Origin of the sequence: Jejuibacter sp. L23 (genome assembly GCF_050815825.1) — a bacterium.
Lineage (GTDB): Bacteria > Pseudomonadota > Gammaproteobacteria > Enterobacterales > Enterobacteriaceae > Jejubacter > Jejubacter calystegiae.
Window position 1 is genome coordinate 1,678,496 of record NZ_CP138199.1, and the last position, 14,673, is coordinate 1,693,168.

Sequence of the window (14,673 nt, forward strand, 5' to 3'; positions counted from 1 at the left end):
CTCTGCGCCGGGGTTTTATTCTCTATACAAAAAACCGGAGAGCGATCTCCGGTTTTTTTTGGCTGTGGCGTAGACTCGCTTACTTCTTGCTGGCCTCATGGGCGCCATCGTCTTCCCGACAGTCTCCTTCAGCGCAGTGGCCGTACAGGTAGAGGCTGTGGTTGGTCAGGCGGATATTGTGCCGGGTGGCGATCTCGCGCTGACGAGTTTCAATAGAATCATCGCTGAATTCAATCACCTTGCCGCAATCCAGGCAGATAAGGTGATCGTGATGATGCTGCTGCGTCAGCTCAAAAACAGACTTTCCGCCTTCGAAGTTGTGACGGGTGACAATGCCTGCATCGTCGAACTGGTTCAGCACGCGGTAAACCGTGGCCAGACCAATCTCTTCACCCATATCGATCAGTCGCTTGTACAAGTCTTCCGCACTGACATGGTGATTTTCAGGCTCCTGTAACACTTCCAGGATTTTTAACCGGGGAAGCGTGACTTTCAGGCCGGCCTTCTTTAATGCGGTATTGTTGTCAGTCATGCGGAATATGTCCTGTTGCTTAATGACTTAGCTCCTCTGGAGCACTGCATAGAATTCATGAAAAAGATGAATGCGTCTCATTATAGAACCGTGAAGGGTAAATGAAAACCGCGTTCAACCTGCAAAAATGTGAATAAAAAAGTGGGAAAAATTATGCCAGATACGGCACCGATGCCCAATTTACCGGGCTTATTGTACAACTTAGTGGGGCAAAGTTAAGGAAATGTATCAATTATTACTATCGGTTATATCTATTAATGCGGCGCAGATCGCGCCGCAACAACTTATCATCAGGCGTTGATGATTTCATCAAGATGCAGCTCTTCAGAGATCTGCTTAACCCATTTCTCAACGCGCTCGTTGGTCAGCTCCGGCTGACGGTCTTCATCGATAGCCAGACCCAGGAAGTGGTCATCATCGGCCAGCCCTTTCGACGCTTCGAAGTGGTAACTTTCGGTCGGCCAGTGACCCACGATGGTGGCGCCGTTCGGTTCGATAATATCGCGAATGGTACCCAGCGCGTCGCAGAAGTATTCCGCATAGTCTTCCTGATCGCCGCAGCCAAACAGCGCAACCAGCTTACCGTTGAAGTCTACCTCTTCCAGCGTGGGGAAGAAGTCGTCCCAGTCACACTGTGCTTCACCGTAGTACCAGGTCGGGATACCAAGCAGCAGAATATCGAAGCCTTCCAGGTCTTCTTTGCTGCTTTTAGCAATATCATGCACCTCAGCAACTTCTTTACCGAGCTGTTTCTGAATCATTTTTGCGATATTTTCGGTATTGCCGGTGTCGCTGCCGAAAAAAATGCCTACGATTGCCATGAGTAAAGTAACCTCTTGAATCTAAAAAAGTATGGTGGCTGCGTAATGCCCACGGATAGGGCAATCATAGCAGAAGCCCTTCGAGTGCGGAAACCGCTATTCGCCGCAGGGTGCACAGTATGCAACATACCTGACGGCGTAAGGGGCGGTCTTAGCCCCGGAGCTGGGCGAGCTGGCTCAGCAGAATCTCTTCGATAAGCTCGCTGCGGCTGATGTTACGCGCATCGGCGAGCTCATTGAGCGCATCCACCGCCTCGGCATTGAGTTTGAGCTCAACGCGCTTCAGGCCGCGGACTTTGTCACGTTTGAGCTGATTGCGCTTGTTGATGCGCAGTTGCTCGTCACGCGACAGCGGATTGGTTTTGGGTCGACCCGGGCGGCGCTCGTTCGCAAAGAGATCGAGCGTCGTGCGGTCCGTTTGTTCTTTTGCCATGATTTGCTGCTGCTGGACAGGGAAAAGGCTACGGGAGCGGATTTTTACAGCGCGCCATCATACATTAGTGCCATCCGGTGCGCCAACGCCTGGAGCGTATCTGGCGACCGGACGATGGGTTTTTAATCAGAAGTAAGGAAGCGATCAATGGCCCGCAGTACCGCCTGGGGTTTTTCCGCGTGGACCCAGTGTCCGGCACCGGCGATGACGTGCGCGCGGGCCTGGGGGAACTGTGCGGCAATCTCCGCCTGTGAGGAAGCCTGAATATAAGGTGAATCGCCGCCGCGGATAAACAGCGCCGGGTGCGGCCAGGGGGGCGTGGGCTCCCAACCGGTGATATTGTCGTACTGATCCCAGAGCACCGGCACATTGAAGCGCCACTCGCCGCTGGCGAAGGATTTCAGCAGGAACTGGATAACGCCTTCTTCCTCGATGTGTTCGCGCATTATCGCCGCGGCATCGTGGCGGCGGGTAACGCCACTGTCGGTCACTGCGCGCACAGCGGCGAAGATGGCATCATGGCGGCGCACCGGGTAGGCCACCGGTGCAATATCAATCATCACCAGTTGTTCGATGCGCTCCGGAGCCAGGGCGCTCAGCGCCATCGACACTTTACCGCCCATGGAGTGGCCGATCAGCGTCACTTTATCAAGCTGACAGTCGTCCAGAGTATCCAGCACGTCCTGCGCCATTTCCCTGTACGTCATGCTATCGCTTCGCGGGGAGAGACCGTGATTGCGCAGATCGAGCTGCAGCACCGTGCGATCTTGCACCAGAGAGCGTCCCAGCACCCCAAGATTGTCCAGGCTGCCGAACAGGCCGTGAATCAGGACGACGGGCGCATGGTCGTCCCTGGATTGTGCAGTTTGCAGGCGGGTATTGAGTTTCATCGCAAAGTTCTTTTTTTGAGTTCGTCTGGTTAGGGTATCATGTTCGGCATTCTGCCGTGCGGTGGCAATTTCCGGTTAATTCCGACTTTTGCCGCTATCCTGGTTTGACGCTATCCGCTGTTGAGATTTGTCTTTATAATCCCAACGACTTGTATTCAGAAAGATATTGCACTGGATTAAGATGAAAACGATTGAAGTTGATGACGAGCTGTATCGCTATATTGCCAGCCACACCCTGCACATTGGCGAGAGCGCGTCCGACATTTTGCGGCGTATGTTGAAAGTTTCCGCCGCCCTGCCTGCACAGACCACTTCAGCAAAACCCCAGGCGCCTGTGGCCAGCGTCAGCGCGGAGCCGAAACCGATGGTGAAAGGCACCCGCGAGCGCGTACGCGCGGTGCGTGAACTGCTGCTCTCTGATGAGTATGCCGAGCAGAAGAAGGCCGTTAATCGTTTTATGCTGGTACTCTCCACGCTCTATTCTCTGGATGCCGCCGCCTTTGTCGAAGCGACAGAATCCCTGCACGGTCGCACCCGCGTTTACTTCGCGACTGATGAGCGCACCCTGCTTAAGAGCGGCAACCAGACCAAGCCGAAAGCGGTTCCCGGCACGCCGTACTGGGTGATTACCAATACCAATACAGGCCGCAAATGCAGCATGATTGAACATATTATGCAGAGCATGCAGTTCCCCGCGGAGCTGATCGAGAAAGTTTGCGGCACCATCTAACTCTGATGTCAGAAGGATCAGGACAATGGCTAACCATGAACGCGCAGGGCAACCTGCACAGCAGAGCGATCTGATTAATGTCGCGCAGTTGACGGCGCAGTACTACGTGCTGAAGCCGGAAACGGGCAATCCTGAACATGCGGTTAAATTTGGCACTTCCGGCCACCGCGGCAGCGCTGCCCGTCACAGTTTCAACGAGCCGCACATTCTGGCCATTGCCCAGGCGATAGCGGAAAACCGTGCCGCTAACGGCATTACCGGCCCCTGCTATGTGGGCAAAGATACTCATGCGCTCTCTGAACCGGCGTTTATCTCGGTTCTGGAAGTGCTGAGCGCCAACGGCGTCGAGGTCATTGTTCAGCAGGATAACGGCTTTACGCCGACGCCTGCGGTGTCTAACGCCATTCTGGAGCACAATAAGAAGGCGGGCTCTCAGGCGGACGGCATTGTGATCACGCCGTCTCACAACCCGCCGGAAGATGGCGGTATCAAGTATAATCCGCCCAACGGCGGCCCGGCCGATACCAACGTCACGAAGGTTATCGAAGATCGCGCCAACCAGCTTCTGGCTGAAGGGTTAAAGTCCGTGAAGCGCCAGTCTCTTGATCAGGCCTGGGCCAGCGGTCAGGTGCGCGAGCTGGATCTGGTACAGCCGTTTATCGAAGGTCTGGCGACCATCGTAGATATGGATGCCATCCGTAAAGCAGGCCTGAAGCTGGGTGTCGATCCTCTGGGCGGCTCTGGTATTGAATACTGGAAGCGCATCGCCGAACACTATCAACTTGATCTCACCATCGTGAACGATCAGGTGGATCAGACCTTCCGCTTTATGCACCTTGATAAAGACGGCGCTATCCGTATGGACTGCTCTTCGGAGTGCGCCATGGCGGGGCTGCTGGCGCTTCGCGATAAGTTCGACCTGGCTTTCGCCAACGATCCCGACTATGACCGTCACGGCATTGTCACGCCGGTCGGCCTGATGAATCCTAACCACTATCTGGCCGTGGCCATCAACTACCTGTTCCGCCACCGTCCGCAGTGGGGCAACGAAGTGGCCGTTGGTAAGACGCTGGTTTCCTCGGCGATGATCGACCGGGTGGTCGACGACCTGGGTCGCAAGCTGGTGGAAGTGCCGGTCGGTTTTAAGTGGTTCGTGGACGGTCTGCACGACGGCAGTTTCGGCTTTGGTGGTGAAGAGAGCGCCGGGGCATCGTTCCTGCGCTTCGATGGCACGCCGTGGTCCACCGATAAAGACGGTATCATCATGTGTCTGCTGGCGGCGGAAATTACCGCCGTCACCGGTAAAAACCCGCAGCAGCACTATGACGAACTGGCGGCTCGCTTCGGCGCCCCGAGCTATAACCGTATACAGGCTTCGGCCACCTCAGCACAGAAAGCGGCGCTGTCGAAGTTGTCTCCGGAAATGGTGAGCGCCAGTACCCTGGCGGGTGACCCTATTACCGCGCGTTTAACCGCGGCGCCGGGTAACGGAGCCTCCATCGGTGGTCTGAAAGTGATGACCGATAACGGCTGGTTTGCCGCTCGCCCGTCCGGTACCGAGGATGCCTACAAGATTTACTGTGAAAGCTTCCAGGGCGCGGAGCATCGTCAGCAGATTGAAAAAGAGGCTGTAGAGATCGTCAGCCAGGTGCTGAAAGACGCTAAATAATCGCTGTCTGTCTCACAAAAAATCCATCTGCCTGGCAGGTGGATTTTTTTTGTCCGCAAATCGCTCAAAAGGTACCGTCAGTTCCATCCCGGAGTGGTATTTTCTGGGGCCAGGAATAATCCCAAGGCGTTTTCTCAAGGAGAGATAAGATGCTGAACTTACGTAGCCCCGCCCCCCAACGTATTGTGGTGCTTGGTGGGGGAACCGCTGGCTGGTTCGCGGCCATTGCCCTGCGCAGGCTGTTTAGCCCGAAGGTGGACATTCAGGTCATTGAATCCTCTTCGATCGGCATTGTCGGCGTGGGGGAAGGCGGATTACTTAATTTCATCAACGCCCTGCAACGCTACCAGATTGATATCGATGAGTTCGTTCGCGAAACCGGTGCTGCATGGAAGTGGGGATTCAGCTATGAAGGCTGGCGAACCGGCGGCGAAGACGACCGCTTTTATCACCTGTTCGCCTCCCAGGAGACGCCGGTTTCACGCTGGAGCGAGCGCGGTTTCTATCCCTGCCTTTCGGCCATGATCGGTCAGAACATCCCGCTGGAAAGCTATCTGGCGGCCAGCCCGCTGATTAAAGCCAATACGCCCCAGGACCAGGCTAGTGCGCTACTGAAAGCCAACGGTGGGGATATTGTTCCTTCCTTCCACTTCGACAGCTACAAACTGGCGACCTACCTGAAAAAGGTGGCGCTGTCGCGTGGGGTGATGCATCTGGATACGGTGGTGGAAGAGGTGGTTTTCGACCAGCAGGGCCATGCCCGTATGCTGCGCTGCGCCGATAATCGCACTATAGACGTTGATTTCCTGATCGACGCCAGCGGCCTGTCGCGCAAGGTGTTGGGCAAGAGCATGGGCGGCAAGTGGCACTCGTTCAGCGACTACCTGCTGATGGATTCCGCCATTCCCTTTTATATGCCGCATCCCCATGAAAACCCGATGCTGGTGACCCGGGCTATCACCATGGATGCAGGCTGGATGTGGCAGATCCCGCTGATCGACAGGGTGGGGGCTGGCTATGTCTTTAGCAGCAAGCATATCTCCGAACAGCAGGCAATTGCCGAGATCGAACAGCGGCTGGGCTATGCCATCACGCCCCATAAAACTCTGTGTTTCGATCCCGGCTGCTTTGAAGAGGTGTGGGTCGGCAACGTCATGGCATTGGGTCTGTCCAGCGGTTTTGTCGAGCCGCTGGAAGCCACTTCTATTGGTCAGATGCTGGAGCAGTTGTACAGCTTTGAGCGGGTACTGGTGCACAGCCAGGGGATTATTTCTGATAAAACGATCCGCGAATTTAACCAGGCTAACTTCCAGTCCTGGCTGGGGATTCGCGACTTCCTGCGGATGCACTACGACAACACCCGTCGCGACACGCCGCTGTGGCAGGCGGTATCTGAGTCGCCTTATCCGGAAAGCTATCGCGCGCTGCGTGAGTGCTGGCAGGAGCGCACGCCGCGCCTGCTGGATGTGGAAAGCTACGCCATCAACGGCTGGCGCGGTATTTTCCACGCCATCAACTGGATGTTTGTGGCGGCGCCGCTGGGGGTGGTGCCGCCACGGGCAGGACAGATGGATCTGCTGGCGCTACCGGCAGAAAAACGTCAGCAGGCGCTGAATTTTGCCGCCGAACGGCATCAGGAGATAAACCGGTAACCGATACCGGTTTCGGTCAGCAGATGGCGCGGGCGCGCCGGGTCCTGCTCCAGCTTCTGGCGCAGGTGCCCCATATAGATGCGCAGATAGTGGCTGTGTTCCACGGCGTTAGGGCCCCACACCTGATTAAGCAACTGGCGCTGGGTGAGTACCTTGCCTTCGTTATTCAGCAATGTCGCCAGCAGCCGGAATTCGATGGGGGTCAGGTGAATCTCCGCATCGCCGCGGGTGATACGCCTGGCGGCCAGATCGACGCGGATATCGGTAAACTGCCAGACCGGTGCGGGCTGCTCGCCACCGCAGCGGCGTAGCGCCACCCGCAGGCGCGCCTGAAGCTCGCCAATGCCGAAGGGCTTGCACAGATAGTCGTCGGCCCCGGCGTCCAGCGCCGCGATCTTGTCCTGCTCGTCGCTGCGTGCCGACAGTACAATAATGGGCATGGCGCTCCACTGGCGGACTTCGCGAATAAAATCGACTCCGTCGCCGTCCGGCAGGCCGAGGTCCAGAATCACCAATTCCGGCTTACGGGTAGCGGCCTCGATCAGACCGCGCTGCAGCGTCTCTGCTTCATGAACCCGTATCCCTTCATCTTCCAGCGCGCTGCGCAGAAAGCGGCGAATGGCTTTTTCATCTTCCACAACCAGCAGATTAATCACAGTGCCTCACTCAGTTCATCCAGCGTCGGCGCGGGCTCCTGGGGCAACTCTAAGTGAAAACTGGCGCCTCCCTGAGGGCGGTTTTCCGCATAGATGGTGCCGTCATGGACGCTGACAATCGCCTGACAGATAGCCAGGCCCAGCCCCACGCCAGGAATGGCCGACTCTTTGGTTCCTCTGGCGAATTTATCAAAAATCGCCTGTTCCTGCCCGTGGGGAATCCCGGGCCCGTTGTCCCGGACCTCCAGCGTCAGGGTATCCGGATGACGGGTGGCGTGAATACCGATCTGCGCATCGGGGCCTGCGTATTTGGTCGCATTTTCCAGCAGGTTAATCAGTACCCGTTCGAACAGCGGGCCATCTACGTGGATCAAACTGAGAGGGTCCGCCAGTTCGACATCGATATGTCGGCAGCCAATAGCCAGTTGCGACATCTGCAGCGCGCTACCCACCACCTCTTCCAGGGTCAGCCACTCGCGCTTCAGATTAAAGCCGCCAGACTGGATACGCGCCATATCCAGCAGATTATTGACCAGACGGGTGGTGTTCAGCACCTGCTGACGAATTTCGCTGGCCTGAGGGGCATGTTTTGAGCCTTCAGTGGCCAGGTCCAGGGTCAGAATTTCCGCCTGGCCGAACAGCACGGTCAGCGGCGTACGCAGATCGTGGGAAAGCGCGGCCAGCAGCGAATTGCGGACCTGTTCACGTTCGGAAGCCAGCCGCGCCTGGGCTTCTCTGGCGCTCAATGCCAGACGCTCCAGCGCATTAGTGACCAACAGCGTGAAGGTTTCCAGCAGCCGCTGCTGTTCCGGAATCATCAACTGGCGCGGGCTGGCGGGTTCGATGATAAGCACGCCCAGGCTGATGCCTGCCGCCCGTAGAGGCAGAATCTGGTAGGGAACGCCGGGAAGCGTGTCGGTCCCGGCACCGGCCGGTTGCCCCTTTTCGAAACTCCAGCGGGCGATGGCTTCGTCCCAGTGGCTAATGCCATCACCGCCGTGGCGCGGCTGGAGTCGCCCCTGATCATCCGGGGTGAGTAACTGGCTACGGGCGGCAAAGCTGCTGCTGAGAAAATGGGCGCTGGTGGCGGCGATCTCTCCCGGGGTACGGGTCATCGCCAGCGCTTTGGAAATCTCATACAGATGGCGGGTACGCTGCTCGCGGTAGCGGGCCACCCGAGCCTGGTAGCGCACGCCCGCGGTCAGATTACCAATCACCAGCCCCACGCTTAGCATGACCGCAAAGGTTAACAGGTACTGAACGTCGGAGACCGCCAGCGTTCCCTGAGGGGCGATAAAAAAGAGATCGAAACTCAGAACGTTGATAAAGGTGGCCAGCACCGAAGGCCAGCGTCCGTAAAACAGCGCCACCACCACCACGCCCAGCAGATAGAGCATGACCAGGTTTGCGGCATCGAAACCGGCAAGCCAGTGGCTGGCGACCAGGGTAATCAACGCGCACAGGGCAACGGCCACCAGACAGCCGCGGAGCTGTGCCCGCCATTTTTCCGCAAAGCTGCGCGGATCCGGCGAGCGGGGGAGGGCGGCTCGGGGGGACTCTTCCAGCGCCACCACCACCAGGTCGAGATCCGGTGCGCGCATAGCCAAACGATCGGCAAAGCTACGCCGCAGCCAGGCGGGGCGGCGGTGAGCGTTGCGGCGGCCAATCAGGATCTTGCCCAGATTATGCTGACGGGCATAGCGTACTACCGCTTTTTCCTCTTCCGGATCGGAAAGGGTCGCGGTTTCCGCGCCCAGCTCCTGGGCCAGGCGCAATGCCCGCAGAATGGCGCGTCGCTGGTGTTCCGGCAGGCGATGCAGATGTGGCGTCTCGACATAGACCGCGTGCCAGGCGCTGCCGAGTTTGGCTGCCAGGCGTGCGGCGGTGCGCACCAGCTTTTCATTGCCGTCGCTGCTGCCGATACACAGCAGAATGGCGTCGCGGGTGTGCCACACCTTCTCCTGGCCCTGACGGTCGCGCCAGGCGCGCATCTGTTCATCTACCCGGTCAGCGGTACGGCGCAGCGCCAGCTCGCGCAGGGCGATCAGGTTCCCCTTACGGAAGAAGTTTTCAATGGCCCGTTCGGCCTGATCGGCGATATAAACCTTGCCTTCCCGCAGGCGCTGGCGCAGATCGTCCGGCGGCAGATCCACCAGGACCACCTCGTCGGCACCGTCGAAGATCGGATCCGGCACGGTCTCCCGTACCCGGATGCTGGTAACGCCGCTGACCACGTCATTCAGGCTTTCCAGGTGCTGTACGTTAACGGTGGTAAATACATCGATCCCGGCTTCGAGCAGCTCTTCCACATCCTGCCAGCGTCGGGGATGACGCGAGCCGGGAGCGTTACTGTGGGCCAGTTCATCCATCAGAATCAGGGCCGGAGCCCGGGCCAGCGCGGCGTCGAGATCGAACTCCCACAGGGTGCGATCCCGATGGTGAATGCGCCTGGGGGGCAAAACCGGTAGCCCTTCCACCAGGGCCGCGGTCTCTTTACGGCCGTGGGTTTCCACTACCCCCACCAGAATATCCAGCCCTTCGTCGCGCAGGCGGCGGGCTGCCTGAAGCATCGACCAGGTTTTGCCCACCCCGGCGCAGGCGCCAAAGAAGATTTTCAGCCGACCGCGACGCCCGGGCTGCGCCTGTTGCAGCAGCCTGTCGGGATCGGGGCGTCCGGGTTCCTCTGTCATTACTTACTCCTGAGTGCGTCCAGCGCCAGATTAAGCTTCAGTATATTGACCACCGGCAGGCCGGGGAAGCCGGGAAGCGGTGTTTCGGTGTTCGCCGCCACCAGGCGGCTGAGTTGCTCAGCCGTCAGGCCACGTTCTCTGGCGACGCGCGGAATCTGCCACGCTACGGCGGCGGGGCTCAGCTGTCCATCCAGGCCACTCCCGGACGCGGTGAGCAGTTCCACCGGCACCTGACGGCTGGACTCCGGGTTAGCGGCCCGTAGCGCCGCGATGCGTTCTGCAAACTGTTTATCCAGTTCGGGATTCCCCGGCGCCAGATTGCTGCCGCCTGAAGCCATGGGATCGCTGCTGCCCGCAGAGGGGCGCCCCTGAAAGTAGCGGGCCTGATGGAATGGCTGACCGATAAGCGCTGAACCGCGCACCTCGCCATCCCGGGTTATCAGCGATCCGCCCGCCTGGGCGGGAAACCACCACTGACCGAGCAGCGTGGTCGCCAGCGGATAGAGCCCGCCGGTTACGATGGTCAGTAACAGCAGTGTCATTATAGCGGGACGTAAAATAGCCATGTGAGAGTCCTCTTAAAGCAGGGGGGTGAGCAGCAGGTCGATAAGCTTGATACCGATAAAGGGCGCGATCAGTCCGCCCAGACCGTAGAGCCAAAGATTGCGGCGCAGCATGGCCGCGGCGCTCAGCGGCCGGTAGCTCACCCCCTTCAACGCCAGCGGGATCAGAAAGATGATGATCAACGCATTGAAGATCACCGCGCTCAGGATCGCCGAAGCGGGGGAGTGCAGGTGCATCACATTCAGAGCGTTCAGTTGCGGATAAGTGACGGTAAAGGCCGCCGGGATGATGGCGAAATATTTTGCCACGTCATTGGCGATACTAAAGGTGGTCAGGGATCCCCGGGTCATCAGCATCTGTTTGCCGATATGCACCACCTCGATAAGCTTGGTGGGGTTCGAGTCAAGATCCACCATATTACCGGCCTCTTTGGCCGCCTGGGTGCCGGAGTTCATTGCCACGGCCACATCGGCCTGGGCCAGCGCGGGGGCGTCGTTGGTGCCGTCTCCGGTCATGGCGACCAGTCGACCTTCGGCCTGATACTGGCGAATCAGCGCCAGTTTCGCTTCCGGCGTGGCTTCGGCCAGGAAGTCATCGACACCGGCTTCAGCTGCGATGGCGGCGGCAGTCAGGCTGTTATCACCGGTGATCATCACGGTTTTGATGCCCATCTGCCTCAGCCGGGCGAAGCGCTCTTTAATACCGCCCTTGACGATATCTTTCAGGGCAATCACCCCCAGAACCTGGTTGCCTTCGGCCACCAGCAGCGGCGTACTGCCCAGACGCGCCACCTGTTCAACCAGGCTGTCCACAGCTCCCGGAAACTGGCCGCCGTTGGCTTCAATATGGCGGCGAATCGCATCCACCGAGCCTTTACGAATCAGGCGATTGTGCAGGTTGATGCCGCTCATACGGGTGCTGGCGGTAAAGGGCACGAAGGTGGCCTGCAGGCTCTGCAGGTCGCGCTCGCGCAGATTGAAGCGCTGTTTGGCCAGCACCACAATGCTGCGCCCTTCCGGCGTTTCGTCCGCCAGCGAGGCAAGCTGGGCGGCATCGGCCAGGACCCGCTCTTCCACGCCAGGCGCTGGCAGAAATTCGCTGGCCTGGCGGTTACCCAGGGTGATGGTGCCGGTTTTATCCAACAGCAGCACATCGACATCCCCGGCGGCTTCTACTGCCCGTCCGCTGGTGGCGATGACGTTGGCGCCCAGCATCCGGCTCATCCCGGCAACCCCAATGGCCGACAGCAGGCCGCCAATAGTGGTGGGGATCAGGCAAACCAGCAGCGCCACCAGCACGGTAACGCTGACCGCGGTGCCGCCATAGAGCGAGAAGGGCCACAGAGTGGCGGTCGCCAGCAGGAAAATAATGGTCAGCGCCACCAGCAGAATGGTGAGTGCGATTTCGTTAGGGGTTTTACGACGCTGGGCGCCTTCCACCATGGCGATCATCCGGTCGAGAAAGGTTTCGCCCGGATTAACGCTACACTGAATCACCAGCCAGTCCGACAGAATGCGGGTTCCGCCGGTGACCGAGGCGAAATCGCCGCCGGATTCTCGGATCACCGGTGCCGATTCGCCGGTAATGGCGCTTTCATCCACCGAGGCGCCACCGGCTATCGCTTCGCCATCGCAGGGAATGATATCTCCGGCTTCCACCAGTACCACATCGCCCTTACGCAGATCGGCCGAGGGGATATGATCGATAGCGGCATCGCGCCGGGGCGCCTGTAGCCGTTTTGCAAAGGCGGTTTTTTTTACGCCGCGCAGGGCGCTGGCCTGAGCTTTACTGCGTCCTTCCGCCAGCGCTTCGGCCATATTGGCGAACAGCACGGTAAACCACAGCCACAGGCTGATAGCGCCGGTGAAGATCGCATCGCCGGGCAGGCGTCCGGCTGCCATGGCGACGGCCAGTAGGGTGGTCAGCAGACTTCCCACCCAGACCACAAACATCACCGGGTTGCGCCACTGCAGGGCCGGATTCAGTTTAACCAGGGCCTCTTTGATGGCCTGGCGGGTTAGCGCCGGTTCCAGCAGCGCCAGTTGTTTACGACTCATAGCTGTTTCTCCGGAAGGTCGTGCAGTAGAGCAAGATGTTCAGCCACTGGCCCAAGGGCGAGGGCGGGAATAAAGGTCAGGGCGCCTACCAGCAGGACAGTGCCGATAAGCAAGCCAATAAACAGGGGGCCGTGAGTGGGCAGGGTCCCCGGTGAGGCAGGCTGAGCCTGCTTGCGGGCCAGCGAGCCAGCAATTGCCAGCACCGGCGCGATAACGGCGAAGCGCCCCAGCAGCATGCAGAGCGCCAGCAGCAGGTTCCAGAACGGCGTATTGGCGCTCAAACCCGCGAAGGCGCTACCGTTATTGTTTGAGGCCGAAGACAGGGCGTAGAGCACTTCGCTGAAGCCGTGAGGGCCGGGATTCAGCATGGCGCTGCGACCGGCATCGGTCATCATGGCCAGGGCGCTGCCCGCCAGCACCAGGGCCGGGGTGACCAGAATTGCCAGCGCAGTCATTTTCATCTCCGGGACATCGATTTTCTTGCCCAGATATTCCGGGGTGCGGCCAATCATTAATCCGGCGATAAAAACCGCCAGCAGCACAAACAGCAGCATACCGTACAGGCCAGAACCGACGCCGCCGAACACCACTTCACCAATCTGCATCAGCCACATGGGGATCATGCCGCCCAGGGCGGTAAAGGAGTCGTGCATGGCGTTGACCGCACCGCAGGAGGCGGCGGTAGTGACGGTGGCGAACAGGCTGCTGGCCAGGATGCCGAAGCGACTCTCTTTGCCTTCCATATTCAGGCTACTGTCAGCGCCCAGCGCCAGCAGATGCGGGTTACCCTGAACTTCGCTCCACATCACCAGAGCGGCGCACAGTGCGAAGATAAGTGTCATCGCCCACAGCAACGTGCGCCCCTGGCGGCGATCGTTGCACTGTTCGCCAAAGGCGAAACAGAGCGCGGCGGGTATCAGGAAAATGGCCAGCATCTGAATGGCGTTGGTCAGCGCCGTGGGGTTCTCGAAAGGATGGGCCGAGTTGGCGTTAAAGAAGCCGCCGCCGTTGGTGCCCAGCATTTTAATGGCTTCCTGAGAGGCGACGGGCCCCATCGGCAGCATCTGTTTCAGGCCTTCCAGGGTGGTTATGGGCTGCGAAGCGGAAAAATTTTGCGGGACGCCCTGTTGAATAAAGACCAGCGCAATGATCAGCGCGATGGGCAACAGGACCCACAGCGTCACGCGAACCAGATCGCGCCAGGCGTTGCCAAGCGCACTGGCGTTACGTCGGGTCAGTCCACGAATGAGCGCGAAAGCCACCGCGATGCCGGTCGCAGCCGACAGGAAGTTCTGTACCGCAAGGCCCGCCATCTGGCTAAAGGCGCTCAGGCTGATTTCCCCCGCATAGGCTTGCCAGTTGGTATTGGTGACAAAACTGACGGCGGTGTTCAGGGCCAGATCCCAGCTCAGACCCGCCAGATGCTGCGGATTCAGGGGCAGCGAGCCCTGGGCGAGCAGGATGGCGAACAGCAGTCCCAGCCCGAGTCCGTTAAACAGCAGGAGCGCCAGCAGGTAACGGCGCCAGTCCATTTCGCGGTCAGTATCGCCCAGTAGCCGCCAGAGTGGGCGCTCAATGGCTCCCAGTACCGGCAGCGGCTCCCCGTCAATCAGCCGGGCCAGCAGCAGGCCCAATGGTCGTGCCAGAGCGAACAGCACCACCAGAAAGCCAACTATCAGTAACAATCCGGAGGCGGCCATCAGAATGCCTCCGCGTTAATCAGGGCGTAAAACAGGTAGCCCAGCAGTAACAGAACCAGCATCACGCCGGCAATAACACCCAGACTCATCTTCCACCTCCCGTGGCTTTTTATGGTGTGCCGTGAGAGTAGGAGTTACGCCGCAAAGAAGGTGCAAAAATCGGGGCGGGGCGTGTAAAAAAACTATAAAAACAGGCGGGTGCGAATTTACTTATAGTTAGTATTATTTTAACTATTCTGTAACTAAATTACCGTTTTGAGCGGCATAAGCGGCAAAACA

The 14,673-nt window shown here is 59.0% G+C and carries 13 protein-coding genes; 3 read left to right on the forward strand and 10 right to left on the reverse strand.

Annotated features, from left to right (window positions below):
• Positions 1-79: 79 nt before the first annotated feature.
• The 4 genes from fur to ybfF all read right to left on the reverse strand — a co-directional run bounded on the left by fur (position 80) and on the right by ybfF (position 2,676).
• Positions 80-532, reverse strand: coding sequence for a ferric iron uptake transcriptional regulator (gene fur / locus SCU88_RS07665; protein ID WP_138096421.1), 453 nt, complete (start codon positions 530-532; stop codon positions 80-82).
• Positions 533-822: 290 nt separating this feature from the next.
• On the reverse strand, positions 823-1,353 hold the full coding sequence (gene fldA / locus SCU88_RS07670; RefSeq protein WP_138096422.1) for a flavodoxin FldA: 531 nt from the start codon (positions 1,351-1,353) through the stop codon (positions 823-825).
• A 151-nt stretch (positions 1,354-1,504) separates the two neighbouring features.
• Positions 1,505-1,786, reverse strand: a complete 282-nt coding sequence (ybfE, locus tag SCU88_RS07675) for a LexA regulated protein (RefSeq protein WP_138096423.1) — start codon at positions 1,784-1,786, stop codon at positions 1,505-1,507.
• A gap of 122 nt (positions 1,787-1,908) precedes the next feature.
• Complete coding sequence (ybfF, locus tag SCU88_RS07680) at positions 1,909-2,676, reverse strand: esterase (protein ID WP_175339669.1); 768 nt, start codon at positions 2,674-2,676, stop codon at positions 1,909-1,911.
• A gap of 181 nt (positions 2,677-2,857) precedes the next feature.
• On the opposite strand from ybfF, the gene seqA reads away from it, so the two are divergent.
• From seqA to SCU88_RS07695, 3 genes are all read left to right on the forward strand, one after another.
• A complete protein-coding gene (gene seqA, locus SCU88_RS07685) occupies positions 2,858-3,406 on the forward strand; it encodes a replication initiation negative regulator SeqA (protein ID WP_138096425.1) in 549 nt (182 codons plus the stop codon).
• Positions 3,407-3,431: 25 nt separating this feature from the next.
• Complete coding sequence (pgm, locus tag SCU88_RS07690; protein ID WP_138096426.1) at positions 3,432-5,075, forward strand: phosphoglucomutase (alpha-D-glucose-1,6-bisphosphate-dependent); 1,644 nt, start codon at positions 3,432-3,434, stop codon at positions 5,073-5,075.
• A 149-nt stretch (positions 5,076-5,224) separates the two neighbouring features.
• On the forward strand, positions 5,225-6,727 hold the full coding sequence (locus tag SCU88_RS07695) for a tryptophan 7-halogenase (protein WP_175339670.1): 1,503 nt from the start codon (positions 5,225-5,227) through the stop codon (positions 6,725-6,727).
• Here the strand turns inward: SCU88_RS07695 and kdpE are convergent.
• The 6 genes from kdpE to kdpF are packed head-to-tail and all read right to left on the reverse strand — an operon-like array spanning position 6,709 to position 14,483.
• On the reverse strand, positions 6,709-7,383 hold the full coding sequence (gene kdpE / locus SCU88_RS07700; protein ID WP_175339671.1) for a two-component system response regulator KdpE: 675 nt from the start codon (positions 7,381-7,383) through the stop codon (positions 6,709-6,711). The genes SCU88_RS07695 and kdpE overlap by 19 nt on opposite strands.
• Positions 7,380-10,073, reverse strand: coding sequence for a two-component system sensor histidine kinase KdpD (kdpD, locus tag SCU88_RS07705; RefSeq protein WP_175339672.1), 2,694 nt, complete (start codon positions 10,071-10,073; stop codon positions 7,380-7,382). Before kdpD ends, kdpE begins: the two co-directional genes overlap by 4 nt.
• Positions 10,073-10,639, reverse strand: a complete 567-nt coding sequence (gene kdpC / locus SCU88_RS07710) for a potassium-transporting ATPase subunit KdpC (RefSeq protein WP_175339673.1) — start codon at positions 10,637-10,639, stop codon at positions 10,073-10,075. The genes kdpD and kdpC overlap by 1 nt, the downstream gene beginning before the upstream one ends.
• A gap of 12 nt (positions 10,640-10,651) precedes the next feature.
• Complete coding sequence (gene kdpB / locus SCU88_RS07715; protein WP_175339674.1) at positions 10,652-12,694, reverse strand: potassium-transporting ATPase subunit KdpB; 2,043 nt, start codon at positions 12,692-12,694, stop codon at positions 10,652-10,654.
• The gene (kdpA, locus tag SCU88_RS07720) at positions 12,691-14,394 is read right to left on the reverse strand and encodes a potassium-transporting ATPase subunit KdpA (RefSeq protein ID WP_175339675.1); all 1,704 of its coding nucleotides are present in this window, start codon (positions 14,392-14,394) and stop codon (positions 12,691-12,693) included. Before kdpA ends, kdpB begins: the two co-directional genes overlap by 4 nt.
• Positions 14,394-14,483 (reverse strand): K(+)-transporting ATPase subunit F, encoded by a 90-nt coding sequence (gene kdpF, locus SCU88_RS07725; protein WP_138096433.1) that lies wholly within the window; start codon positions 14,481-14,483, stop codon positions 14,394-14,396. Before kdpF ends, kdpA begins: the two co-directional genes overlap by 1 nt.
• Positions 14,484-14,673: the final 190 nt, after the last annotated feature.